General features: G+C 69.2%; 23 protein-coding genes. 10 read left to right on the forward strand and 13 right to left on the reverse strand.

Annotation, left to right across the window (positions count from 1 at the left end):
- Nucleotides 1–27: 27 nt before the first annotated feature.
- Genes C2868_RS13630 through C2868_RS13640 form a run of 3 tightly spaced genes read right to left on the reverse strand, consistent with a single transcriptional unit; the run spans nucleotide 28 to nucleotide 2920 of the window.
- Nucleotides 28–681, reverse strand: coding sequence for a response regulator transcription factor (locus tag C2868_RS13630; RefSeq protein ID WP_100812852.1), 654 nt, complete (start codon nucleotides 679–681; stop codon nucleotides 28–30).
- 59 nt (nucleotides 682–740) lie between these two features.
- On the reverse strand, nucleotides 741–2018 hold the full coding sequence (locus tag C2868_RS13635) for a sensor histidine kinase (protein WP_100812666.1): 1278 nt from the start codon (nucleotides 2016–2018) through the stop codon (nucleotides 741–743).
- 56 nt (nucleotides 2019–2074) lie between these two features.
- Complete coding sequence (locus C2868_RS13640) at nucleotides 2075–2920, reverse strand: exodeoxyribonuclease III (RefSeq protein WP_100812667.1); 846 nt, start codon at nucleotides 2918–2920, stop codon at nucleotides 2075–2077.
- Nucleotides 2921–2985: 65 nt separating this feature from the next.
- Here C2868_RS13640 and pyrE point away from each other — a divergent pair, with 65 nt between their 5' ends.
- Complete coding sequence (gene pyrE, locus C2868_RS13645; RefSeq protein WP_100812668.1) at nucleotides 2986–3561, forward strand: orotate phosphoribosyltransferase; 576 nt, start codon at nucleotides 2986–2988, stop codon at nucleotides 3559–3561.
- A 142-nt stretch (nucleotides 3562–3703) separates the two neighbouring features.
- On the opposite strand, the gene C2868_RS13650 is transcribed toward pyrE, so the two are convergent.
- Both C2868_RS13650 and C2868_RS13655 read right to left on the reverse strand, forming a co-directional pair.
- Nucleotides 3704–4276 carry a YdeI family protein gene (locus C2868_RS13650; RefSeq protein ID WP_100812669.1) on the reverse strand — a complete coding sequence of 191 codons (573 nt, stop codon included), beginning with the start codon at nucleotides 4274–4276 and terminating at the stop codon, nucleotides 3704–3706.
- A 61-nt stretch (nucleotides 4277–4337) separates the two neighbouring features.
- The gene (locus tag C2868_RS13655) at nucleotides 4338–5168 is read right to left on the reverse strand and encodes an HAD-IIA family hydrolase (protein ID WP_100812670.1); all 831 of its coding nucleotides are present in this window, start codon (nucleotides 5166–5168) and stop codon (nucleotides 4338–4340) included.
- Nucleotides 5169–5280: 112 nt separating this feature from the next.
- Between C2868_RS13655 and C2868_RS13660 the strand changes: the two genes are divergently transcribed.
- On the forward strand, nucleotides 5281–6252 hold the full coding sequence (locus tag C2868_RS13660) for an SDR family NAD(P)-dependent oxidoreductase (protein ID WP_100812671.1): 972 nt from the start codon (nucleotides 5281–5283) through the stop codon (nucleotides 6250–6252).
- On the opposite strand, the gene C2868_RS13665 is transcribed toward C2868_RS13660, so the two are convergent.
- Both C2868_RS13665 and C2868_RS13670 read right to left on the reverse strand, forming a co-directional pair.
- Nucleotides 6241–6882, reverse strand: a complete 642-nt coding sequence (locus tag C2868_RS13665; protein WP_100812672.1) for a metal-dependent transcriptional regulator — start codon at nucleotides 6880–6882, stop codon at nucleotides 6241–6243. The two genes, C2868_RS13660 and C2868_RS13665, sit on opposite strands and share 12 nt — an antisense overlap.
- A gap of 34 nt (nucleotides 6883–6916) precedes the next feature.
- Entirely contained in the window at nucleotides 6917–8221 is a 1305-nt protein-coding gene (locus C2868_RS13670; protein WP_100812853.1) for an Nramp family divalent metal transporter, read from the reverse strand.
- Between the two features lie 209 nt (nucleotides 8222–8430).
- On the opposite strand from C2868_RS13670, the gene C2868_RS13675 reads away from it, so the two are divergent.
- On the forward strand, nucleotides 8431–9099 hold the full coding sequence (locus tag C2868_RS13675) for a TrmH family RNA methyltransferase (RefSeq protein WP_100812673.1): 669 nt from the start codon (nucleotides 8431–8433) through the stop codon (nucleotides 9097–9099).
- An 88-nt stretch (nucleotides 9100–9187) separates the two neighbouring features.
- Here the strand turns inward: C2868_RS13675 and C2868_RS13680 are convergent, their stop codons facing one another.
- Entirely contained in the window at nucleotides 9188–10540 is a 1353-nt protein-coding gene (locus C2868_RS13680) for an MATE family efflux transporter (protein WP_232711378.1), read from the reverse strand.
- A gap of 86 nt (nucleotides 10541–10626) precedes the next feature.
- Here C2868_RS13680 and C2868_RS13685 point away from each other — a divergent pair, with 86 nt between their 5' ends.
- Together C2868_RS13685 and C2868_RS13690 are read left to right on the forward strand one after the other, a co-directional pair.
- Complete coding sequence (locus C2868_RS13685) at nucleotides 10627–12588, forward strand: M13 family metallopeptidase (protein ID WP_100812674.1); 1962 nt, start codon at nucleotides 10627–10629, stop codon at nucleotides 12586–12588.
- Nucleotides 12589–12654: 66 nt separating this feature from the next.
- Nucleotides 12655–13572 carry a serine hydrolase gene (locus C2868_RS13690; RefSeq protein ID WP_100812675.1) on the forward strand — a complete coding sequence of 306 codons (918 nt, stop codon included), beginning with the start codon at nucleotides 12655–12657 and terminating at the stop codon, nucleotides 13570–13572.
- 54 nt (nucleotides 13573–13626) lie between these two features.
- Here C2868_RS13690 and C2868_RS13695 read toward each other — a convergent pair whose 3' ends face one another.
- From C2868_RS13695 to C2868_RS13715, 5 genes are all read right to left on the reverse strand, one after another.
- Nucleotides 13627–14208, reverse strand: a complete 582-nt coding sequence (locus C2868_RS13695; protein WP_100812676.1) for a PadR family transcriptional regulator — start codon at nucleotides 14206–14208, stop codon at nucleotides 13627–13629.
- Between the two features lie 105 nt (nucleotides 14209–14313).
- A complete protein-coding gene (locus C2868_RS13700) occupies nucleotides 14314–15723 on the reverse strand; it encodes an aminomethyltransferase family protein (protein WP_100812677.1) in 1410 nt (469 codons plus the stop codon).
- A 45-nt stretch (nucleotides 15724–15768) separates the two neighbouring features.
- Nucleotides 15769–16641: a formyltetrahydrofolate deformylase gene (purU, locus tag C2868_RS13705; protein WP_100812678.1), complete on the reverse strand. Its 873-nt coding sequence runs from the start codon at nucleotides 16639–16641 to the stop codon at nucleotides 15769–15771.
- 10 nt (nucleotides 16642–16651) lie between these two features.
- Nucleotides 16652–17458 carry a methylenetetrahydrofolate reductase gene (locus C2868_RS13710; protein WP_146048084.1) on the reverse strand — a complete coding sequence of 269 codons (807 nt, stop codon included), beginning with the start codon at nucleotides 17456–17458 and terminating at the stop codon, nucleotides 16652–16654.
- A 196-nt stretch (nucleotides 17459–17654) separates the two neighbouring features.
- Entirely contained in the window at nucleotides 17655–18131 is a 477-nt protein-coding gene (locus C2868_RS13715; protein ID WP_146048072.1) for a MarR family winged helix-turn-helix transcriptional regulator, read from the reverse strand.
- An 87-nt stretch (nucleotides 18132–18218) separates the two neighbouring features.
- Here C2868_RS13715 and C2868_RS13720 point away from each other — a divergent pair, with 87 nt between their 5' ends.
- The 5 genes from C2868_RS13720 to C2868_RS13740 all read left to right on the forward strand — a co-directional run bounded on the left by C2868_RS13720 (nucleotide 18219) and on the right by C2868_RS13740 (nucleotide 23385).
- A complete protein-coding gene (locus C2868_RS13720) occupies nucleotides 18219–19421 on the forward strand; it encodes an acyl-CoA dehydrogenase family protein (protein WP_232711379.1) in 1203 nt (400 codons plus the stop codon).
- A 112-nt stretch (nucleotides 19422–19533) separates the two neighbouring features.
- Nucleotides 19534–19992, forward strand: coding sequence for a MaoC family dehydratase (locus tag C2868_RS13725; protein ID WP_100812681.1), 459 nt, complete (start codon nucleotides 19534–19536; stop codon nucleotides 19990–19992).
- Entirely contained in the window at nucleotides 19989–20903 is a 915-nt protein-coding gene (locus C2868_RS13730; RefSeq protein ID WP_100812682.1) for an SDR family NAD(P)-dependent oxidoreductase, read from the forward strand. The genes C2868_RS13725 and C2868_RS13730 overlap by 4 nt, the downstream gene beginning before the upstream one ends.
- A gap of 5 nt (nucleotides 20904–20908) precedes the next feature.
- Nucleotides 20909–22516 (forward strand): AMP-binding protein, encoded by a 1608-nt coding sequence (locus C2868_RS13735; protein WP_146048073.1) that lies wholly within the window; start codon nucleotides 20909–20911, stop codon nucleotides 22514–22516.
- Nucleotides 22513–23385 carry an amidohydrolase family protein gene (locus tag C2868_RS13740; RefSeq protein ID WP_100812684.1) on the forward strand — a complete coding sequence of 291 codons (873 nt, stop codon included), beginning with the start codon at nucleotides 22513–22515 and terminating at the stop codon, nucleotides 23383–23385. The genes C2868_RS13735 and C2868_RS13740 overlap by 4 nt, the downstream gene beginning before the upstream one ends.
- The last annotated feature ends 16 nt before the right edge of the window (nucleotides 23386–23401 follow it).

Consider the following 23401-nt stretch of genomic DNA (forward strand, 5'->3'; position numbering starts at 1 on the left):
CTTCATGCTCCGGCGCGCGGGGGAGGCTCAGACGAAGCCGTTGCGGTGCGCCCAGACGACCGCGGCGACGCGGTCTCGGGCCCCGAGCTTCTGCAGCACGTTCGAGACGTGCGTCTTGACGGTCGCCTCGCCGATCACCAGGCGCGCCGCGATCTCGGCGTTGCTGAGCGCCTGGGCGAGCAGCCGCAGCACCTCGACCTCGCGCTCGGTGAAGGGCGGGGCGCCACCGCCGGGCGCACCCGCAGCAGGCCAGGGAGTGACGGCGGCCTCGCCCGTTGCGTCGGCTCGTGCGGGTCCGCCCGCGAACCGGGCGATCACGCGGCGCGTGACCTCGGGGGCGAGCAGTGCGTCACCGGATGCCACGACGCGCACGGCGGCGACGAGGTCTTCGGGGCCCGCGTTCTTCAGCAGGAACCCGCTCGCCCCGGCCGCGAGGGCCTGGAACAGATAGTCGTCGCGGTCGAACGTCGTGACGATCAGGACGGCCGCCGAGACATCCGGGTCCGCGACGATCCGGCGCGTCGCCTCGAGGCCGTCGAACACGGGCATCTGGACATCCATGCAGATGACGTCGGGGCGGTGCGTGCGCGCCCGCTCCACGGCCGCCGCGCCGGTCTCGGCCTCGCCGACGACGTTGATGCCGCCCGCGGCCTCGAGGATCATGCGAAAGCCCGTTCGCATGACGGCGTGGTCGTCCGCGAGCAGGACACGGATCGGCTGCCCCGCCGAGCCGTCGGAACTCACGAGTTGCTCCAGGCGGGCTGGCGCGGCACGCGCACGCGGACGAGGTACCCGCCACGCGAGCGTGGCCCGGCATCGATCGTGCCGCCCGAGGCGCTCGCGCGCTCCCGCATGCCGACGAGTCCCAGGCCTCCGCGTGCGGGCACGCCGGTGCGGCCGTCGTTCGTGACCTCGATCTCGACGGCGTCGGGGCTGTACCGCAGGCGTACGTCCGCGCGGGCATCGGGACCGCCGTGGCGTCGCGCGTTCGTCAGCGCCTCCTGCACGATCCGGTAGAGGTTCACCTGCACGACGTCCGGCACGGGCCAGGGGTCGCCGAGTTCGCTGAGCGTCGTCGGCAGGCCCGCCTCGACGGCGTGCTCGACGAGGCCGGGCAGCCCCGCGAGCCGGACGGTGGACGCCGCGTCATCGGCACCCTCGATGACGAAATCGTCGGGCGTGCGCAGGGTCCCGAGCAGCTGCCGCAGTTCGTCGAGGGCCTCGCGAGCGGATGCCTCGATACCCGACAATGCGCGTCGGGTCGCGGCCGGATCGCTGTCGAACACCGCACGGGCGGCGCCCGCCTGCACGCCCATCGCCGAGACGTGGTGCGCCACGACATCGTGGAGTTCGCGCGCGATCCGGAGCCGGTCGAGCGCCACCGCCTGCCGGGCGGTGACCTCGCGCTCACGCTCGAGCTGTGCGGTGCGTTCGCGCAACTCGGCGCGTTTGCGGGCCGCGGCGTACGCGTGATCGCCGAAGTAGTACGCGCCGCCGAAGTAGAGGGCGTTGATCAGGAACTGGATCAACATGAACGCGACGTACGGAGAGAAGGCGCCGACACGCGAGAGGCCCTCGTCGGTCGGGGCGGTCGAACCCTGGAACGTCGTGATGAGCAGCCAGACGAACATGCCGGCGATCAGCACGGCCCGCACGAGCATGGCGCGGCGGCGGTCGTCGACCCATGCCCCCACGGTGTAGATCGCGATGAACACGGCGATGTTGCCGACATAGATCTCGGGAATGCGCAGACTCACGGCCACGAAGTACGCCGCGCACACCACGATCGCCACGAGGGAGGGGAAGCGTCGCCGGAAGGCGAGCGGTGCCGTCACGACGGCGGAGTACACCACACCCCACCCGAAGGGGGCCTGCTCGTCACCGTAGAGCCCCGCGACCGAGGTCAGCCACGCGCTCAGGATGCTGCCGATGAGCATCGCGGCCGCGAGGAGGGCATCGGCTCGGAGGTCGGCCGACGTCGGCACACGCCTCAGGGACGCACGATCGGACTCGCTCATTCCTCCACGGTACGACGGCCGGCTCGCGGCGACATCCGCCGGACGGAGGAGAGGCCTCAGCCGAAGATCATCGGGACATCGTCGGAATCCGAGGCGCTTTCGAGCTCGAGGTCGACGACGACGGGGACGTGGTCGCTCGGGATCTCACCCTTGCGCTCGTTGCGGTGGATCGCCGCGCCCCGCACGGCCTCGGCAAGGGCGTGGGAACCGAGGATGAAGTCGATGCGCAGGCCCTCGTTGCGGGGGAAGCGCAGCTGCTTGTAGTCCCAGTAGGTGAACCCGGTCGGCACGAGGGGCCGCACGACATCGCTCAGCCCCGCGGTCTCGAGCTCGCGGAAGGCCGCACGCTCGGGCTCGGACACGTGCGTCGTGACGCCCGGGATGACCGTCGGGTCGCCGTTGTCGGCGTCGGTCGGGGCGATGTTGAAATCACCGACCAGCGCGAGGGCCGCGTCGGGGTCGCCCTGCAGGGTCTCGCGTGTGTACTGCGCGAGCGCATCGAGCCAGTCGAGCTTGTAGACGAAGTGCGGGTCGTCGAGCGAGCGACCGTTGGGAACGTAGAGGCTCCACACCTTCACCCCGTCGACCGTGGCGGCGAGGGCGCGCGCCTCGAGCGGAGCATCCGGACCCTCGTGTCCCTTCGCGAAGCCGGGCATGCCGGGAAAGGAATGTTCGATGTCGGTCATCGGCAGGCGGCTCGCGATCGCGACGCCATTCCACTGGTTCAGCCCGTGCGCCTCGACCGAGTACCCGGCGTCCTCGAACTGTGCGTAGGGGAACTGATCCGGTCGGCACTTGATCTCTTGCATCGCGAGCACGTCGATGTCTTCGCGCACGGCGAAGTCGACGGTGCGCTCGACGCGCGCGCGGATGGAGTTGACGTTCCAGGTGGCGAGCCGCATCCCTCCAGCCTAGGAGGTGTCGGGGACATCCGAATGGCCTGCCCCGGCGCCCTAGACTCGACCGCATGACCGCGTCGACACCCGAAATCGAAGCCGACCGCCAGAGGCTCATCGCCCTCATCTCCGACGAGGCGGTGTTCCGCGGGGACTTCATCCTCTCGAGCGGCAAGCAGGCCAACTACTACGTCGACATGCGCAAGCTGACGCTCGACCACCGCGCAGCCCCGGCCATCGGTCGCATCATGCTCGACCTGATCGCCGACATCCCGGACGTGGCATCGGTCGGCGGACTGACCCTCGGCGCCGATCCGATCGCCAACGCGATCCTGCACGAGTCGGTGCACGCGGGGCGGCCGCTCGACGCGTTCGTGGTGCGCAAGGAGCCGAAGGACCACGGCCGCGGTCGCCAGATCGAGGGCGCGGATGTCTCGGGCAAGCGCGTGGTCGTCGTCGAAGACACCTCGACCACGGGGCAGTCGGCACTCAAAGCCGTCGAGGCGCTGCGCCGCGAGGGCGCCGAGGTCGTCGCGGTCGCCGTGATCGTCGACCGTGCCACGGGGGCGCAGGCCGCCGTCGAGGCCGCGGGCCTCGAGTGGCGCGCCGCGATCGGGCTGGCCGATCTGGGTCTCGACCCGCAGTAGCGCTGCGCTGCGCCGCGCCTCAGTCGCGGTCTTCGCGGTCGCCTCGACGCCGCCACAGAGCGACGAGGAACGTCACCAGGCTGCCGCCGACGATCAGTATCGACACGGCGAAAATCAGGTCCCTCTGCGACATGGGGTGCTCCTAGGGTCGTCGCCCCGCGGCGGCCTCGGCGACGATCCGGGCGATGCGGGTGGCCCGGGTCTCGGGGCGCTTGGCGCTGGCGATCTGGGTCAGCCCGAACGTCCGCACGGACGGCGGGAACGAATCCCACGCAGCGCGTGCCTCGGGCACGGCGTCGAGCGCCGCGGCGAACTCGGGTGGCTCGATCAGCGCTTCGGGTCCATCGAGCATCGTCCACGTCCCGTTCGCCTTGGCGACCTCGATCGCACGGATGCCGGCGGCCTCGAGGAGTCCGGACGCCTTCAGGATCTCGATCCGGGCCTTGTTGGTGCCCGCCCACCCGCTGCTTGCGCGGCGCGGGGCGAACCACAGTCCGGATGTCTCGGCATCGAATACGCGGACCGGCCCGTCGATCCAGCCGAAGCAGAGAGCCTGCCGGATGGCGTCTTCGTACGGGATGTGCAGGTGGGCGAAGCCCTTGCGGCCCCGGACGAGCCACGCACCCGTCGAATCAGCGTGGTTCGCAGCCAGCCAGGCGCGCCAGATGGCGGAGTCCGCTGCCCGCACCCGCTCGCCCTCATCCAGCACACCCATGCCGCGACGATACCTCCGCGCTCAGACATCCGGAACGGGGGCCGCCCGCGCCGGGTAGGACTCAGATGACCTCGGGGAGCTCGGTCTCGGCGGGCTCCGCCGCGACGAGATCGGCGACCGAGTCGAGCACCTCGTCGGGCCGGAAGGGGTACCGCTCGATCTCGGCGGCGTCACTGATACCCGTGAGGACGAGCACCGTGTGCAGGCCCGCCTCGATGCCGGCCACGATGTCGGTGTCCATGCGGTCGCCGATCATGCCCGTCGTCTCGGAGTGCGCCCCGATGCGGTTGAGGGCGGAGCGGAACATCATCGGGTTCGGCTTGCCGACGACGTACGGTTCCTTGCCCGTCGCCTTGGTGATGAGGGCGGCGAACGCGCCCGTCGCGGGGACGACTCCCGAGGGCGTCGGGCCGGTGGCATCCGGGTTCGTCACGATGAACCGCGCGCCCGCGTTGATGAAGCGGATGGCCTTGGTGATGGCTTCGAACGAGTACTGCCGCGTCTCGCCGACGACGACGTAGTCGGGCTGCGACTCGGTGATGATGTAGCCGGCCTCGTGCAGAGCGGTCGTCAGTCCCGCCTCTCCGATCACGAACGCGGTGCCGTCGGGCAGCTGGGACGCGAGAAAGTCTGCGGTGGCGAGGGCCGAGGTCCAGATGCGGTCCTCGGGCACGTCCAACCCCGAGGCGCGCAGACGGGCGCTGAGATCGCGCGGCGTGAAGATCGGGTTGTTGGTCAGCACGAGAAACGGCGTGCCCTGGTTGCGCCACTGCTCGAGCAGCTCGGCCGCGCCCGGGACGGGACGGTTCTCGTGCACGAGCACGCCGTCCATGTCGGTCAGCCAGCACTCGATATCGGACCTCGTGCGAGTGAGGATGCGGTCTGCGGCCATGCCGCCAGCCTAGGCCGTGAGACCGGACGGATGCTCGGCGAATGCGCATCGCGCGCGGCGCGTCGTCACCCCGGCGCTGGGTGCGCGGCGGCGCGCGTCGTACTGTCGAAACATGAGCGCCCCACGCGACCAGTGGAACCCGACATCCCTCCCCTCGCAGGCGGGGCGCGTGTTTCTCGTGACCGGATCGAACGCGGGGCTCGGGTACTTCGCGAGCGAACAACTCGCCCGCGCCGGGGCGCACGTCGTCATGTCCGGACGAAACCCGAATCGCCTCGCCGCGGCTCGCGCGGCGATCGGCAGACGGGTACCGGATGCCTCGGTCGAGACGTTGTTGCTCGACACCAGCAATCTGGGTTCGGTGCGTGCTGCCGCGGCGTCCGTCGGCGGTCGTGATCGCCTCGACGGCGTCTTGCTGAACGCCGGAATCGTGCACCCGCCCCGCACGCGCGAGGTGACGGGGGACGGCAACGAGCTCGTGCTCGCGACGAACGTGCTCGGCCACTTCGCGCTCGCCGGGGCATTGCTGCCCGTGCTCGAGCGCGCCGACACCCCCGCCCGGATGGTGTGGCTCGGCAGCCTGTCGACGGCGATGGGCTCCTACGACCCCGTCGATCCGCAACTCGAAGAGAACTACTCGCCGTGGCGTGCCTATGTGCAGTCGAAGGTCATCGTGCAGGCGCTCGGCTTCGAGGCCGACCGACGGCTGCGCTCCCGGGGCTTCGCCGTGCGCAGCCTGGTCGCGCACCCGGGCTATTCGGTCAGCGGCCGGACCCCCGGCATCCGAGGCGTCAACGAACCGACCCGCGGGTCGCGCTTCGTCGACAACCTGCAGGCCGCGGTGACGCAGTCGAAGGAGCGCGGGGCTTGGGCGCCGCTGCGTGCGCTCCTCGATCCGGATGCCGAGGGCGGGACGTTCTGGGGGCCGAAGGGCGGGCTGAAGGGCATTCCCCGCGTCGCGCGACCGGCCGCTCTCACATCCGACCCCGAGCGGGGGGCGCGGTTGTGGGCCTTCTGCGAAGAGGTCACCGCGGTGCAGTGGCCCTCGTATCGCAAGGCGCCGCGCAGGCGGTCAGGCCGATAGCCACACGGCCAGAGCGGCACCCTCGGGAAGAGGGATCGGGCCGTCGCGACCGTCGAGGACCGCGCGCGACACGACCCGGACGGTCGCCCCGACCTCGATGCCCTGTTGCTCGAGACGGCGCAGCAGGGGAGCATCCCGATCGCTGACCCGCAAGACGCGGCCCTCGTGGCCCGGCGCCGCGTGGGCGAGCAGCACGAAGTCGACGCGCTCGACGCGGCCCTCGGCGTCGGGGATCGCATCGCCGTGCGGATCGAATCGCGGGCGTCCCAGTCGCTCGTCGATCTTGTCGAGCAGGCGGTCGCTGATCGTGTGCTCGAGCACCTCCGCCTCGTCGTGGACCTCGTCCCAGCCGTACCCGAACTCGCGCACGAGCCAGGTCTCGATCAGACGATGGCGACGGATGATCCCGCTTGCGCGCGCGCGGCCCGCATCCGTCAGCGTCACCGGACCGTAGGGTCGGTGGGTGACGAGACCCTGAGCCGCGAGTTTCTGGACCATCTCGGTGACGCTCGAGGGGGCGAGGCCGAGTTCGCCCGCGAGCTGCGACGGGGTGATCTGGCGATCCTGCCACTCGGTGTGGTGGTAGATCGCCTTGAGGTAGTCGTCGACCACGGCGCTCGGGGGTGCCATTGCCTCAGGCTATCGTCCGGCGATCACGACGACGTCAGGCGCCGGTGAAGACGAGGAACAGCAGCACCGCGTTGAGCGTCACCAGGAACACGCTTGCGATGACACCGCCGATCGTCGTGATCGGCCGGTTGCGGAACTCGCCGAGGGTGCGCTGCTGGGCGGTCAGCACCACGAGGGGGATGAGGGCGAACGGGATGCCGAACGACAGCACGACCTGGCTGAGGACCAGCGCGAACGTCGGATCGAACCCTGCGCCGAGGATCAGCAGGGCCGGGATGAGTGTCACCAATCGGCGAACGAGGAGCGGAACGCGCACACGCAGCAGCCCGCTCATGATCTCGGCGCCCGCATAGGCGCCGACCGACGTCGACGCGAGGCCCGAGGCGAGCAGGCCGACCGCGAACAGGGTTGCGACGAGGGGGCCGAGCCCGTCCCGAAGCGCCGCGTAGGCGCCTTCCAGGCTGTCGGTGCCCGGCACTCCGGCGAGGTTCGCCGCGGCGAGCAGGAGGATGCAGAGATTGACCGTGCCCGCGATGATCATGGCGATCGAGACATCCCACCGCGTCGCCCGCAGCAGACGCGCCGTGCCGACTCCGCGCAGGGTCGCGAGTTCGTCGCCCGCGTGGCGGGTCAGGGCGGGGACGGGGCCGCCCTCGCCGGTCGCGCGCGGCGGGGCGAAGCGGTCGCGCGAGAGCGCGGAGTGGGCGTAGATCGCGTGGGGCATGATCGTGGCGCCGAGGATGGATGCCGCCAGCAGCACCGAACCCGCATCCTCGAATCGGGGCACCAGGCCGCCGACGATCCCGGCGGGGTCCGGAGGCCCGACGAACACGCCCGCGGTGAAGCCGACCGCGATGATGACCATGAGCGCGATGACGGCGTTCTCGAACGGGCGCGCGCCGCGCTTGGACTGCACGAGCAGGAGGCCGATCGAGACGACTCCCGTGATGACACCGCCCCAGATCAGGGGGATGCCGAAGAGCAGATTGAGCGCGACCGCGCCGCCGATCACCTCGGCGACATCGGTGGCCATCGCCACGAGCTCGGCTTGCAGCCAGTACGCGCGACGTGCCCATCGGTTGCGCAGGCGCCGACCGAGCACTTCGGGCAGGCTCTCGCCCGTCACGATGCCGAGCTTGGCGGAGAGGTACTGGATCAGCCACGCCATGACATTGCCGATCACGACGACCCACACGAGGAGGTAGCCGTACTGGGCGCCCGCGGTCATGTTGCTCGCGACGTTGCCGGGATCGAGGTAGGCGACCCCCGCGACCAGCGCGGGGCCGATCAGCCACGCGACCTTGGGCGTGCTGAGGGGGCGGTCAACCTCATGCGTCATCGTCGAATCTTTCGGCATACCGAAACACTAGCCATATTTCGGGCACCCGAAAAGAGCGAGTTGCCTCGAGTCTGCCGCTTCGCGTCGAGTCCGCCCCCTGTTTGCGGTGAGCAACCGGCGTTCTCGACGTGAAAGGGCTGACTCGGCGCTCCATCGCCCGCGGCGACTGTGGCGGCGGACGCGACAGTCGCCCCGGATACGCTGGCCCCGTGACCGACGAACGCGCGCCCGAGACGCAGCCCGGACCCGGCGCCGAGCCCGAGGGCGCGGTCGGGGTCGGGCCCTGGCCGGGCGGACCGGATGCCTGGCCGGACGATCCGCACTTCGATCCCGTCTTGCTCGCCGAGGGCGACCGGCGAAACGTCGTCGATTCGTACCGGTACTGGTCGATGGACGCGATCATCGCGGACCTGGACGAGCGGAGGCATCCGTTCCATGTCGCGATCGAGAACTGGCAGCACGACATGAACATCGGATCGATCGTCCGCACCGCCAATGCGTTCCTCGCGGAGGCCGTGCACATCATCGGCCGCCGGCGCTGGAACCGGCGCGGCGCGATGGTGACCGATCGCTACCAGCACGTCATCCATCACGAGGACGTCGCGGCCTTCGCCGCCTGGGCGGCCGAGCGCGAGTTGCCGATCGTCGCGATCGACAACGTCGAGGGATCGGTGCCGCTCGATCGTTCGGACCTGCCCGAGCGGTGCGTCCTGATCTTCGGGCAGGAGGGCCCGGGGCTCTCGCCCGAGGCGCTCGCCGCGGCATCCTCCGTCGTCGAGATCACCCAGTACGGCTCCACCCGTTCACTCAACGCGAGTGCCGCGGCCGCCGTCGTGATGTACGACTGGGCCCGTCGCTACGCCCCCTCCCCCTCCTGACCCCCGCCCCGGGCGCGAGACTTCACCTGTGTCACGTTTCTGAGCCCAAAAGGTGACAGAGGTGAAGTCTCGCGCGGGGGTGTGCAGGCTAGTGGGCTCCGATGCGCTGCCAGGCTGTGCCGCGCACGCGCCAGCCGAGAGTGAGCAGGCGCGCGCACAGGTACACGCCGAAGAAGGATGCGGCGAGCCACGCGAGCCCGCCCGCGCCCGAGACCCCGGTCACCGAGACGATGACCAGCGCGGGCAAGAAGACGACGAGGTTCACAACGCCCGCGAGGGCGAGATACGCGGCGTCGCCCGCGCCGATGAGCACGCCGTCGAGCACGAACACGACACCGGCGACGGGTTGCGCGGCCGCGAGCACGAGCAACGCCGGGAGGATGAGCGCGGCGAGAGCGGGCGATCCCGTGAACACCAGTCCGATGGCACCCGAGAACACCGCGATCACCGCGCCGACGATCACGCCGAACCACACGCCCCACGCCACCGTCCGGCCGAGGACCCGCCGCACCCCGGCCGCATCGCCCGCGCCCAGGCCTTTGCCGACCAGCGCCTGTGCGGCGATCGCGAGTGCATCGAGGGCGAAGGCGGCTGCCGAGAAGATCGTGAACACGACCTGGTATCCGGCGAGTTCTTCCGGCCCCATCGCCGTCGCGACGACCACGGTCGACAGCAGCGCGACCCGCAGGCTCGCGGTGCGCAGGAAGAGCCACCCACCGGAGCGCGCCGAACCGCCGATACCCTCGCGCTGCGGCCGGAGGCGCGCCGAGTGTCGCGATGCGAGCCGCCCGATCACGACGACATAGGCGCCGACCATGGCCCACTGAGCGATCACGGTGCCGATCGCCGATCCCGCGATTCCCCAGCCGAGCCCGTAGATCAGGAGGACGTTCAGGCCGGCGTTGGCGGCGAACCCGACCCCGGCGATCCACAGGGGCGTCACGGTGTCCTGCATCCCGCGCAGCAGTCCCGTCGCGGCGAACACGATCAGCATCGCCGGTAGCCCGCCCATCGACAGGCCCAGGTAGATGCGCGCCTGTTCGGCAACCTCGGGTGTCGGTCCGAATACGCTGACCAGCGCCGGAGTCGTGAGCCACCCACCGAGCGCGAGCACCGCGCCCACGCCGAGCGCGAGCCACATGCCGTCGATTCCCACGGACACCGCGCGGGACGGGTCGCCCGAGCCGAAACGCCGGGCCACGGCGGGTGTCGTCGAGTATGCGAGGAAGATCATCAGGCCGACGATGGTCTGCAGGACGGCCGAAGCGATGCCGAGGCCCGCGAGGGGATCGACACCCAGGTGGCCGACGAGGGCCGCGTCCACGATCAGGAAAGCCGGTTCGGCGACGAGCGCGCCGAGCGCGGGAACGGCCAGCCGCAGGATGTCCCGGTTCAGCCCAGCGGCGGCGGCGCGTTCGGGAGCGCGCTCGGAATCGGTCACCCCCCGAGCCTAAGAGGACTACCCCGATACGGCGCGCCCGGTCAAGGGGGACGTCGCGGGTGTCGTCGCGGCCTATTCTGGGTGCTATGGACGACGCGCTCCGGTCCGGTCTCGCGCTCGATGATTTGAGCTCCGAGATCCGCCCCCAGGACGACCTTTTCCGCCACGTCAACGGCGGGTGGCTCGAGAGAACCGAGATCCCCGAAGACAAGGCGCGCTGGGGGTCGTTCCACGCCCTGGCCGAACAGGCCGAAGAGCACGTCCGCGAGATCATCGAGCAGTCGCAGCTCGCCGAACCGGGCACCGAGACCCGCAAGATCGGTGACCTCTTCACGAGCTTCATGGACACGGAACGGATCGCCGAGCTGGGCACGAGCCCGATCGCGCCGCAGCTCGAACGGGTCGCGGCGATCGAGGACCTGGCCGGTCTGCTCACGGTCATCGGCGACCTCGAGCGCGAGGGCGTCGGCGGCCTGCTGGGCCTGTATGTCGAGCCCGATCCGGGTTCACCGGACCGATACGTCCCCTTCTTGCTGCAGGGCGGCATCACACTGCCCGACGAGAGCTACTACCGACTTCCGAACTTCGACGAACTCCGCGTCGCGTACCGCGCACACATCGAGCGGATGCTGGAGCTCGCGGGTGTCGCCGAAGTCTCGGCCACGGCGGACCGCATCTTCGCTCTCGAGACCGAGCTCGCGACGCACCACTGGGACAACGTCAGGAGCCGCGACGCGGTCGCAACCTACAACCTGATGACCTGGGACGACTTCGCGGCGCTCGCCGGGGTCGATCTCGCGCCCTGGCTCGCCGCCGTCGCGCCGGGTCGCGAAGAGGCCTTCGCCGAGGTCGTCGTCTCGCAGCCGAGCTTCGTCGAGGGGCTCGGCCCACTGCTCACGGAGGAGCGGATCGAGGACTGGCGCGCCTGGCTGACCTTCAAGGTGATCCACGCCGCCGCCGCGTTCCTCTCCGAGGAGTTCGTCGCCGAGAACTTCGCGTTCTTCGGAACGCACATGACGGGTGTTCCCGTGAACCGCGAGCGCTGGAAGCGCGGCGTGAGCCTGACGCAGGCCGCGCTCGGCGAGGCGATCGGCAAGGTCTATGTCGAGCGGCACTTCCCGCCCGCGGCCAAGGAGGCGATGGACGAACTCGTCGCCAACCTCATCGAGGCCTACCGTCAGAGCATCACGAGCCTTCCGTGGATGAGCCCCGAGACGCGCGAGCGCGCCCTCGAGAAGCTCGACAAGTTCACGCCCAAGATCGGCTACCCCGACGTCTGGCGCGACTACGACGCGCTCGAGATCGACGCATCCGATCTGGTCGGAAACGTGCGCCGCGCTCACGTCGCCGAGCACGACCGTCAGCTCGCCAAGGTCGGCGGCCCGATCGACCGCGACGAGTGGCACATGACACCGCAAACCGTCAACGCGTACTACAACCCGCTGATGAACGAGATCGTCTTCCCCGCTGCCATCCTGCAGTACCCGTTCTTCGACGCCGAGCGCGATGCCGCCGCGAACTACGGTGGCATCGGGGCCGTCATCGGGCACGAGATCGGTCACGGATTCGACGATCAGGGCAGCCGGTTCGACGGCGACGGCCGTCTGCACGACTGGTGGACGGATGCCGACCGCGCCGCGTTCGAGGAGCGCACCTCGAGCCTGATCGCCCAGTACGACGAGCTCTCGCCCGTCGGGCTGCCCGAGCACCACGTGAACGGCGCACTCACGATCGGCGAGAACATCGGCGACCTCGGGGGGCTCGGGATCGCCCTGAAGGCGTACGCGCTCTCACTCGCCGGCGAAGAGCCGCCGGTCATCGACGGCTACACCGGAACCCAGCGGCTGCTGCTGTCGTGGGCGCAGGTCTGGCAGCAGAAGGGACGGGATGCCGAAACCATCCGTCTGCTGACGATCGACCCGCACTCGCCCAACGAGTTCCGCTGCAACCAGATCGTCCGGAACATCGACGCTTTCTACGACGCCTTCGAGGTGACCGCGGACGACGCCCTCTGGCTCGATCCGGCGGAACGTGTCACCATCTGGTGACACCCCTGACGTACGGTTCGCCGCTACGCCCTCTGCCCCTATCCCGCATCGGAAGGACGCTCGCTCGTGGGTACGCCCCCTGAGCCACTTCGGGACGCAACGTCCCGTCCTGGGTCGCGCCGCGGCGGGCACCGCACGAAACGTCGACCTGCTGCGGGACGCCGCTCGTTCGCGTCGTCCCTGAAGTCCCTGGATGCGCTGGCCGCCTCGGGGGCGCGGGTCTCGGTGCACGTGGCCGACCTCGACACCGGCAAGGTCGTGCTCGCGGGCGACGACTTCCTGACGAGCCCGATCGGCGGCCTCGGCATCCTGCCCCTCCTGATCGAGGTCGCGGCCCGATTCGACGACGGATCCCTCGATCCGCTCGAGATCGTCGAGCGCGCGCGCATCGAACAGGTCGAGGGTGCGGGCGTCTGGCGGCATCTGCGGGCGCCCGCTCTGCCGCTCTGCGATCTCGCCGTCCTCGCGTCCGCCACCGGCGACTCGCTCGCGGTGAACCTGCTGCTCGATCGCGTCGGCATCGAGAGCGTGCACGCGCGGATCGATGCGCTCGGGCTCGAACGCGTTGCGCTGCTCGATCGTCTGCGCGATCGACGCGGTCCGGATCACGCGCCCCATTTCGCGCTCGGTTCGGCCCGTGAGCTGGCCGGGCTCTTCTCCGCCATGGTCAACACGAGCCTGGTCAACGCCGCCGTGAGCGCGCAGGTCTCGGAATGGCTGAGCCTGAACGAGGACCTCAGCCTGGTCGCATCCGCCACCGGTCTCGATCCGTTCGCGCACGAGGACGACCACGGGCTGTTGTTCGTGAACAAGACGGGACGGGATGCCGGGGTGCGCGCCGAGGCGGGTGCGCTGGCCGGTCCGCGCGCGGGTGTCGCCTATGCGCTGATCGTCTGCTTCGATGACCTGTCGATCGCGCATCGCCTGCGTGCGCACGACGCGTTCCGCACCCTCGGGGTAGACCTCATGGAGTACGTGTACTGACGCCCGCGGGTGTCTCGGTGGGACGGGCGAGCGGACGAGAGCGGAACGGATGCCTCAGGACTCGAGCGCGTCCACCAACTCGAGCCCGCGGCGGGCCCATTCGATCTCGCCACGAGCGCGCTCGACGAGTCCCTCGTACGCGAAGCGCTTGTAGGCGACCGTGCGATCCTGCTGCTCGGGAGGAGTGACGGCGAGGCGGCGCATCAGCATGGGGTTGTCGCGCGCGTCGATGCGGCGCAGCTCCCCCTCCCACTGTTCGAGCTCGCTCTCCCATTGCGCGATGTGCGCACGCAAGAACGCGCGAGCTTCATCGGGTGCCGCGACCTCGAGATACGCGGCGCGCAGATGAGCGGGATCCCGGACGCGCTGGTAGTCGAGCGGCGCGGCCATCCACGCGACGAACGCCGCGTCGCCGGCGGGGGTCACGTGGTAGAGGCGACGGGTGCCGCGCTCGCCCCGCAGCTGATCCTCGCCCTCGACGAGTCCCTCGGCCTCCATCTTGCGCAGCTCGGGGTAGATCTGGGAGTCGGGGGCGTGCCAGACGTGGCCCACCGAGAGCGAGAACTGCTTCTGCAGGTCGTACCCCGATTGCGGGCCCACGCGCAGGAGGGCGAGCAGTGCGTAACGCAGGCTCATCTGTCCTCCTCTTCGACGGTCACCCGAGGTTAGCAATCCCCCGGAGCGGGAATGGTGCGAGGGGGCCCGAGCTCTGGCCCGGACCCCCTCGGGTCGATCAGCTACTCAGTTGGAGTAGCCCGTACGCCAGCCGCCCTGGTACGTCGCGCGGGCGACGGTGGAGTAGGGGATCGGGCTGACGACCGCGCGGACCTCGGTCTGCTCGTGCGGCTCGACGGAGGCCTTCTTGGTGCCACCGTTCGGCTCGCCCCAGACGACCTTGAGCTCGGTGCCCTCGGGAACCGACGGGTCGATCGTCGCGAGCGAGAGGCCGCGACGCTCGTTCGAGGAGTAGCCGGTGAACATCGAGTATCCGACGACCGTGCCATCGGCGTCCACGACCGAGTCGTAGTTGGCCGAACCGTAGTTGGCCAGCGGCAGGTCGAAGAACTTGTAGTTCGGGCCGTCGACGTTCAGCAGCGACGTCCAGACCTTGCCGAGGTCCTCGGCGTCCCACGCCAGCGTGACCTTCTTGCGCTGCGAGGCGGGGTCCATCTTCTCGAGCGCGTCGCGACCGATGAAGTCGTGGTCGAACTTCACGAACGAGCCGTAGCCGAGCTCCCACGGCGTGAGGTAGTAGTCCTCGATGTTGTCCGACACGAACGAACCGGCCAGTGTTCCGGTCGCCTCGTAGCTGTCGGCGGGCAGCCAGTTGCGGTAGGCCTGCTCCTCGGCGCCGGTGTAGATGGCGGGGAGGGGCGAGGGGATCCAGCCCGACTCGAGCGTGTTCGAGGGGTAGGCGCGCGATCCGACGGGAAGCAGACCGAATTCCTGGCCGGCCTCGACGATCAGGTCGCGGATCTGGTGGTGCTCGGCGTACGGGCCCCAGATCTCGAGTCCGGGTGCGCCGGCCATGCCGTGGCGCAGCGTGCGCACGTTCATGTTGCCGATCTTCATCTCGGACATGTTGAAGAAGCCGAGCTTCTCGAGCGGTCCGCCGTTGAGCTTCTCGATGACGGCCCAGGCGTTCGGGCCCTGGATCTGGAAGCGGTAGTACTTGCGCGAGACGGCGTCACCGTAGGGGCGCGAGGGCGAACGGCGATCGACGACGACCTCGAGGTTCTGGTATCCACCGGTCTCGCCGTGGAACATCAGCCAGTTCGACGCGGGAGCGCGGCCGACGTAGACGTACTCGTCCTCGGCCTCGCGGAAGAGGATGCCGTCACCGATGACGTGGCCGGAGGCCGTGGTCGGGACGTACTGCTTGGCCTTGTTGACCGCGAAGTTCGCGACCGAGTTGATCGCGGTGTCCGAGATCAGCTTGATGGCATCGGATCCCTTGAGGAACACGTTGTCCATGTGGTGCGACTGGTCGTACAGGACGGCCGTGTCGCGCCAGGCCTTCTGCTCCTTGATCCAGTTCTGGAAGTCGGCCGGAACGACCGGGTAGATGTACGAGCCGATCTGCGAGTTGCGCAGGAGTTCGACGGGGCTTCCTGCCGCGTCGATGACTTCCTGCAGATTCTTGGGTGCCACGTTGGACCTCTCTCTAGGGAATGCGAGCGGATGCCCGCGGGTGGGTTAGAAAACGATGGTGTGGTTGCCGTGTCGGATGACGCGGTCGTCGGCGTGCCATTCGACGGCGCGTGACAGCACCGCGCGTTCGACGTACGCACCGCGGGCCTGCAGGTCCGCGGCCGTGTGGACGTGGGTGACGCGCGCGACGTCCTGCTCGATGATCGGGCCCTCGTCGAGGTCCTTCGTCACGTAGTGGCTCGTCGCGCCGATGAGCTTCACGCCGCGTTCTTTGGCCTTCTTGTACGGGCCGGCCCCGATGAACGCGGGCAGGAACGAGTGGTGGATGTTGATCACGGGGACGCCGACGTCGGTGATGAAGTCGTCCGACAGGATCTGCATGTATCGCGCGAGCACCACGAAGTCGACGTTGCCGTCGAGCAGTCGCACGATCTCGGCCTCGGCCTCGGACTTGTCCGGCCCCTGTGAGGGGACGTGGAAGAACGGGATGCCGAAGGAGCGGACGTCGTCCGCGGTGTTGGTGTGGTTGGAGATCACCATCGGGATGGTGACGTTCAGCTCGCCCCGGCGGTGACGCCAGAGCAGTTCGAGCAGGCAGTGGTCGGACGTGGAGGCCAGGATCGCCATCCGCTTGGGAATCGAGCGGTCGGTGAGCTTCCACTCGAGCCCGAGCGGGGTGATCGTCTTCTCCAGGTCGGCCTCGAGGTCGTCGAACGCGGCCGACAGGTTCGGGCGATGGAACACGACGCGCTGGAAGAACGCGCCCCCGTATGCGTCGTCGGAGTACTGATCCAGCGCGATGATGTTGCCCTTGTTGCGGGTGATCAGGGCCGAGACGGCCGAAACGATGCCCGGCTGATCCGGGCCGTGGACGATCAGACAAGCCTGATCGATCCGGGATGCGATGTGCACGCTCACAGCGGGACTCCTAGCTCATTCCGTCGACGTACTGGTGTGCCCAGTCTGCCGTGGCCTTGAGCCCACCGAAGGTGTAGAAGTGCAGCTTCACCTCACCCGAGGCGGGGTCGGCAGCGAGCAGCGCCGACAAGTCCGTGACGAACGTGTCGGGACCGGCCGTGCCCATGAGGTTCGTGAGCGAGAAGCCATACTTCTTCACGATCATCGCGTTGGCGCCGACGCCGAAGCGACGCGCGAAGTTGATCAGGCGCTTGATGCCGGCGGGGCCGGGCGTGCCGATGCGGATCGTGGATTCGATGCCGCGCCCGCGCACACCGTTCACCCACGAGATCACCGGGTCGGTGTCGAACGCGAACTGCGTGAGGATCGTCGCGTCGAGTCCCTGCTCCTTGAGCGCGGCCGACTTGTCCTCGAGGTGACGCCAGAGGATGTCCGTCGCGATGTCGGGGTGGCCCTCGGGGTACCCGGCGATCGACACCTCTTTCACGCCGTACTTCTGCAGCAGACCGGTCTGGATGACCGACAGCGAGTCGGGGTAGGGGCCCTCGGGCTCGGCGGGGTCGCCACCAACGGCGAAGACGCTGTCGGTCGCGCCGACCTCCTGCAGGCGCCCGAGGAACTCCTCGAGCTGGTCCTGCGACTTCAGGCGGCGAGCCGAGATGTGCGGGACCGGGATGAATCCCATGTCGCGGACGGCCTTCGACGCGGTGACGCGCATGTCGAGGTCCTCGTTGCCGAGGAACGTGACGTTGATCTTGGTGCCAGCGGGGATCGAGTCCTTCGCCTCGGTCAGACCCGGGACATCCTTGCCCGTCATCTCGAGGGAGTAGTTGCTGACCAATTCCAAAGCTGCGGCCTTATTGACCGGCTGAGTAGAACGTGACACTGATCGAGGTCCTTTCCGCTCTCAGTACGCCGCGCGTCTTCGCGCCGCCTGACAAGGACGTTACCTATGAACATAGGGAATGTCCAGAGGGAAATACGAGATCGCCTGTCCGTGCCGTCGGCGATGTTCAATCCGTGGGGCGCGGTCGTCCGCTCGGCCGCGGACCGGCGGAATCCAGGGAATGCCGTGCGCTGCGCAGATACCGCGCGAAGTTCTCGCGGGACTCCGCGTCGAGCTCGGCAACGATCAGGTCTTCCACGGCACGGATGCGCGGCGCGATCTCGGCCAGGCGTTCGACGCCGAGAGGGGTGAGGTGCAGCAGCATCCGCCTGCCGTGCGCCGGATCCTGTTCCCGACGGACGAGACCCTCCGCGAGCAGGGGTTCGATGGTCGCGGCCATCGTCTGGGCGCGCACCAGAGACCGGCGTGCGAGCTCCGAACTGGTCAGGCCCGGACGCCGTTCGAGGACGGAGAGCGCCGTGTACTGCGCCGGCGTGAGGTTCGCCTGCTTGCACACGGCGAGGAAATGCGGGCGCAGTGCCATCTCGACCTGCTTGATGACGTAGGTGAAGTTCGACGTCTGCATCGGGCCTCCGATCGGCACGACTGTAGCTTACGGGCGGGCACTCGCCGGGTGGTGGTGCGGGTCGCGGCTCTCGATGAATTACAGGTTTCCTGATACGGTGCCCTCGTGCTGAAGACGACGGAGTCCCAGGATCCAGCGGTGCTCGACTATCCCGGCGATCTGCTCGGGTTCGCCGATGCCCTGACCGACGTGGAGCGAGCCAAGCTGGCGCTCCTGCGCGAGCACCTGAACACCCGGGTGCGCCCGCTCCTGATCCCGGCCTGGGAGGCCGGGGAGTGCCCAGCCGAGATCCGCGGGCCCCTCGCCGCGCTGCGACTGGAGGACGACCCGGCCCTGCTGGGCGACGACGGCAGGCCGAGCGCGCTCTATCAGGGCTTCAAGACCGTGGAACTGTCACGGCTCGACCTCGGCGTCTCGATCATCTACGGCGGACAGGTGGGGATGTTCCGCACGCTCGTTCTCGAGGGCGGCAGTCCCGAGCAGATAGCCGCCTGGGACGACGACATCCTCGCGTTTCGCAAGACGGGGTGCTTCGCCCTGACGGAACCGGAGCACGGCTCCGACATCGCGGGCGGGCTGTCTACGACAGCGCGCCGTGCCGGGGACGGCTGGGTGATCGAGGGCCGGAAGCGGTGGATCGGCAACGCGACCATCTCGGACGAGTTGTGCGTCGTTGCGCGCGAGCAGGATGGCGATCGGGTCCTCGCCTTCCTCGTTCCGGCGACGGCCCCGGGCGTGACGCTCTCCGTCATCGAGGGCAAAGCCGCTCTGCGTCACGTGCACAACGCCGAGATCGTCCTGGACGAGGTCTACGTCCCGGACGAGGCGCGGCTGCCGCGGATCGAGTCCTTTCACGACATCAATCGAGCGTTCCGGACGCTGCGTCCGGTGATCGCATGGAACTCGGTCGGGATGCAGCTGGGCGCGTATGACGCGGCCCTTCGGTACGCGAAGGAGCGCATCCAGTTCGGCGGTCCGATCGCGGGCTACCAGCTCATCCAGGAGAAGCTCGTCCAGATCGTCGCCAACATCGCGCAGACTCTCGCGCTGGCCGTGCGAACGGCGACGCATCCCGTGACGGATGACGTGGCCCCGAGCATGATCAAGCTCGTGGCCGCCGATCGGCTGCGCGAGTCCGTCGCGCTCGCGCGCGAGATCGTGGGCGGTGACGGGCTGTTGCTGAAGAACGACGTGGTGCGGTTCTTCGTGGATGCCGAGGCGATGTACACGTTCGAGGGAACGCGCGAGATGAACGTCCTCATCGTGGGCAGAGCGATCACGGGGATCAGCGCGTTCACTCGCGGCTGATGCCCACCCCGGCCCCGAGACGCCCCACGCCTCAACTTTCAGGTAACCTGACAAACGACCGTCGGTAGCCGAATCTCGCATCGACGACCAGGACTCGACGAGGAGTACACGAATGACCAGCGGACTGTCCGTCGCGATCGGCGACCTTCCCTCGATCCAGGGGAGTACCTTCGGGCCCTCCGACTGGCTCGAGATCACCCAGGAACAGGTGAACGACTACGCGCGCTTGAGCGGCGACATGAACCCCATCCACATCGATCCGGAGTTCGCGGCGTCGACGCCGTACGGCGGGACGATCGTGCACGGCCTGTTCACCCTGAGCCTGGTCGTTCCGCTCATGGCCGGCATCTTCGAGGTCACCGACGTGGGCATGGGCATCAACTACGGGTCGAACAAGCTCCGCTTCCCGGCCCCCGTTCCCGTCGGATCGCGTGTCCGTCTGCGCGGTGTCGTGTCATCCGTCACCGAGGTGCCGGGCGGCTTCCAGGTCGAGGTGCCCGTGACGGTCGAGGTCGAGGGCGGCGAGAAGCCCGTCCTCGCGACCGAGCTCGTCCTGAGGTTCTACCGATGAGCGCGGCCGAACGGGTACGGCTGGATGGCAAGGCGGCGATCGTCACCGGCGCTGGCCGGAGTCTCGGCAAGGCGTACGCGATCGCGCTGGCCGACGCCGGTGCCGCGGTCGTCGTCAACGACGTCGACGACGTCACGGCACGCGAAACGGTCGCCGAGATCCGCGCGGCCGGTGGCCGGGCGATTGCGGTCGTCGGTCCGGTCGGCCCGACCGAGACGGCCGAGTCGCTCGTCGCCGCGGCCGTGCACGAGTTCGGACGCCTCGACATCCTCGTCGCCAACGCGGGCGTGTTGCGTGATCGGGTGCTCTGGAAGATGTCGGATGACGACTTCGACCTGGTGGCCGAGACCCACCTGCGCGGCTCCTTCACCTGTGCGCGTGCCGCCGCGATCGAGATGCGCCAGCGGGGGGAAGGTGGCCGGATCATCCTGGTCGGCTCGCCCGCCGGGCAGTACGGGAGCTTCGGGCAGACGAACTACGCGGCTGTCAAGGCGGGTCTGGTCGCCATGGCACGCACGCTCTCGCTCGAGCTGGCGCGCGCAGAGATCACGGCGAACGCCATCATCCCGACCGCACTCTCGCCGATGACCGCGACGATCCCCGCGTACACGCAGGTCTACGAGGACTATGTGGCGGGCAGGGGCATTCCGACCGAGTACCGGCGCGACCACGCGCTCGGGACGGCCGAGGACGTCGCGGCGCTCGTCGTCTGGCTCGCCTCGGCCGACGCGGCGGACGTGACCGGGCAGGCGATCGGCATCGGCGGGGATCGCCTCACGATGTACTCCCACCCGCAGGTGCTGCGCACGCTCGATCAGGATGGCGGCTGGAGGCCCGAACAGATCGGCCGGGCTTGGCGAGACGAACTCCACGGCCTGGCGCAGCGCTCCGGCCCGGGCGCGGGAGAGTAGCGATCGTGGAGGGGCACTACTCCGACCTCTGGCAGGCGATCGCGAGCGCAGACCCGGACCGTCTCGCGCTCAAGACCGTCGACGGCGAGACATGGACATACGGGCGGTTCGCGCGCGAGGCCGGGTCGCTGGCTGCGTGGCTCGAGCGCTCCGGGGTGCGCCCCGGTGACACCGTCGCGATGCTGCTGCACAACCGCGCCGAGTTCCTCATCACGTTCTTCGCGTGTCTGGCCGCCGGCATCACACCCGTGCCGCTGAACTTCCGGCTGCGCCCCGCCGAGGTCGCGGCGCTCCTGGATGATTCCGGCTCGTCGGTGCTGATTCATCCCGCGTCGCTGGCCGACGTGGCCACCGAGGCCGCGCAGCTCGCCGACGTCGACGTCACGCTCGTGAGCGTCGATGAGGGCGAGGGGATCGCGGCGGGCGCGATCTCGTGGGCCGAGACGGTCGCCGGTGATGAGCCGCTTCCGCCGCATGCCCCCGCGGACGGCGAACTGTGGATCTACACCGGTGGCACGACCGGACGTCCGAAGGCCGTGCGGTGGAGCGCGCCGAGCTTCTTCGAGGTGCAGTTGTTCGCCGCGTACACCCTGTCGGGTCGGCCGCAGCCCGAGACGATGGACGACGCGATCCGGATCTCGGTGGATTCCACCTACCCCCCGATGATCAATCTGCCGCTCGCGCCGTTCATGCACGGCACCGCGCTGACCACCTCGATGAACACGCTCGCCGTCGGTGGCACGGTGCTGATCTCCTCGCGCGCGCGCCTCGACGCCGAGGCGGCGGTACGTTTCGCCAACGCGGAGGGGGCCACGCGGCTCATCGTGGCCGGCGACGCGATCGGCATGCCGATCGCGGACGCCGCGCGCGCTCTCGGGGTCGGGCTTCCCACGGTCGCCTCGATCATGAGCTCGGGCATGCGCTTCAGCGCCGAGACGAAGAAGGCCCTGCACGAGCTCGGCGACATGGAGATCATCGACCTGCTCGCATCGACCGAGGGCGGCGGATTCGCGGTCACCTCGACGAAGGGCGTCGCCGACCTGCCGGGCCGCGCGCAGCTCTTCCCGACGGCCGTGGTGTTCGACGAGAACTTCCGGCAGGTTCAGGACGTCCCGGGCTCGCGCGGCATCCTCGCACAGCGCGGAGCGCTCCCCCTGGGGTATCACCGTGACCTCGAGAAGACACGCGCCACGTTCCCCGAGATCGAGGGGGAACGCTACGTGATCCCGGGTGACTGGGTGATCGTGCAGGACGACCGTCACATCGAGTTCATCGGGCGCGGCAGCGGCGTGATCAACACCGGCGGCGAGAAGGTCTACCCGCTGGAGGTCGAGGAGGCGCTGCTCACCCACCCCGCGATCACCGATGCGGCCGTGCTCGGGGTGCCCGACCCGCGCTTCGGTGAGGTCGTCGCGGCCGTCGTGGTCCGCTCCGGCGACGTCACGGCCGACGAGCTCGCGGCCCACGTGGGGGGCATCGTCGCCGGGTACAAGAAGCCGCGGCACGTCATGTTCCGCGAATCGCTGGATCGCACGCCGACCGGCAAGATCGACGTAGGGCGACTGCGCGGGGAAGTGATCGCCGACCGCGGCGCATCGGGAGGGACGACATGAGCCTCGAGGACATTCTCGGGATCGACACGCACGTGCACATCCAGATCGACGATCACGGACATCACGGGGCCTCGCGCGAGCAGCGCGAGGCGATGGACCGCTACTTCGGCAGCTCCGAACCGACGCGCACGCTCGACGAGACCGCGGCGTACTACCGCGAGCGGGGACTCATGGCCGTCGTCTTCACGGTCGATGCGACGACCAATACCGGGCACCGTCCGAACAGCATCGACGACATCGTGGCGGGTGCCCAGCGGCACCCCGACACGCTCATCGCGTTCGGGTCGGTCGATCCGTTGCAGGGAGAAGCGGCCGTCGACGAGTTGCGACGGCAGGCGGACGAACTCGGCGCTCGGGGGTTCAAGTTCCACCCCACCGTCCAGGGCTTCGACCCGTCCGACCCCGCTTACGCCCCGCTCTTCGCCGAGATCGAGCAGCGTGGCCTGCCGATCGTCGTCCACACCGGACAGACGGGGGTGGGCGCGGGAATGCCCGGTGGGCTCGGCTACCGGCTGGGCCTGTCGAACCCGATGCTTCTCGACGAGGTCGCCGCGCGGCACCGCGACCTGCAGATCATCATGGCGCATCCGTCCGTGCCGTGGCAGGACGAGGCGATCTCGATCGCCACGCACAAGTCGAACGTGTGGATCGACCTGTCGGGCTGGTCCCCGAAGTACTTCAGCCCGAATCTCGTGCGCGCGACCCGGACCTACCTGAAGCACAAGATGCTCTTCGGATCGGACTTCCCGGCTCTCACCCCGGACCGCTGGCTCAAGGATTTCGCCGCACTGGAGCTCGGCGAAGAGGTCGAGCGGCTCGTGCTCAAAGACAACGCGGTGCGCCTGCTCGGCCTGGACGACGCGGTCTGAGGTCCGCGCCGCCCGG

This window comes from Microbacterium sp. CJ77 (genome assembly GCF_002911615.1).
Taxonomy (GTDB): Bacteria; Actinomycetota; Actinomycetes; order Actinomycetales; family Microbacteriaceae; genus Microbacterium.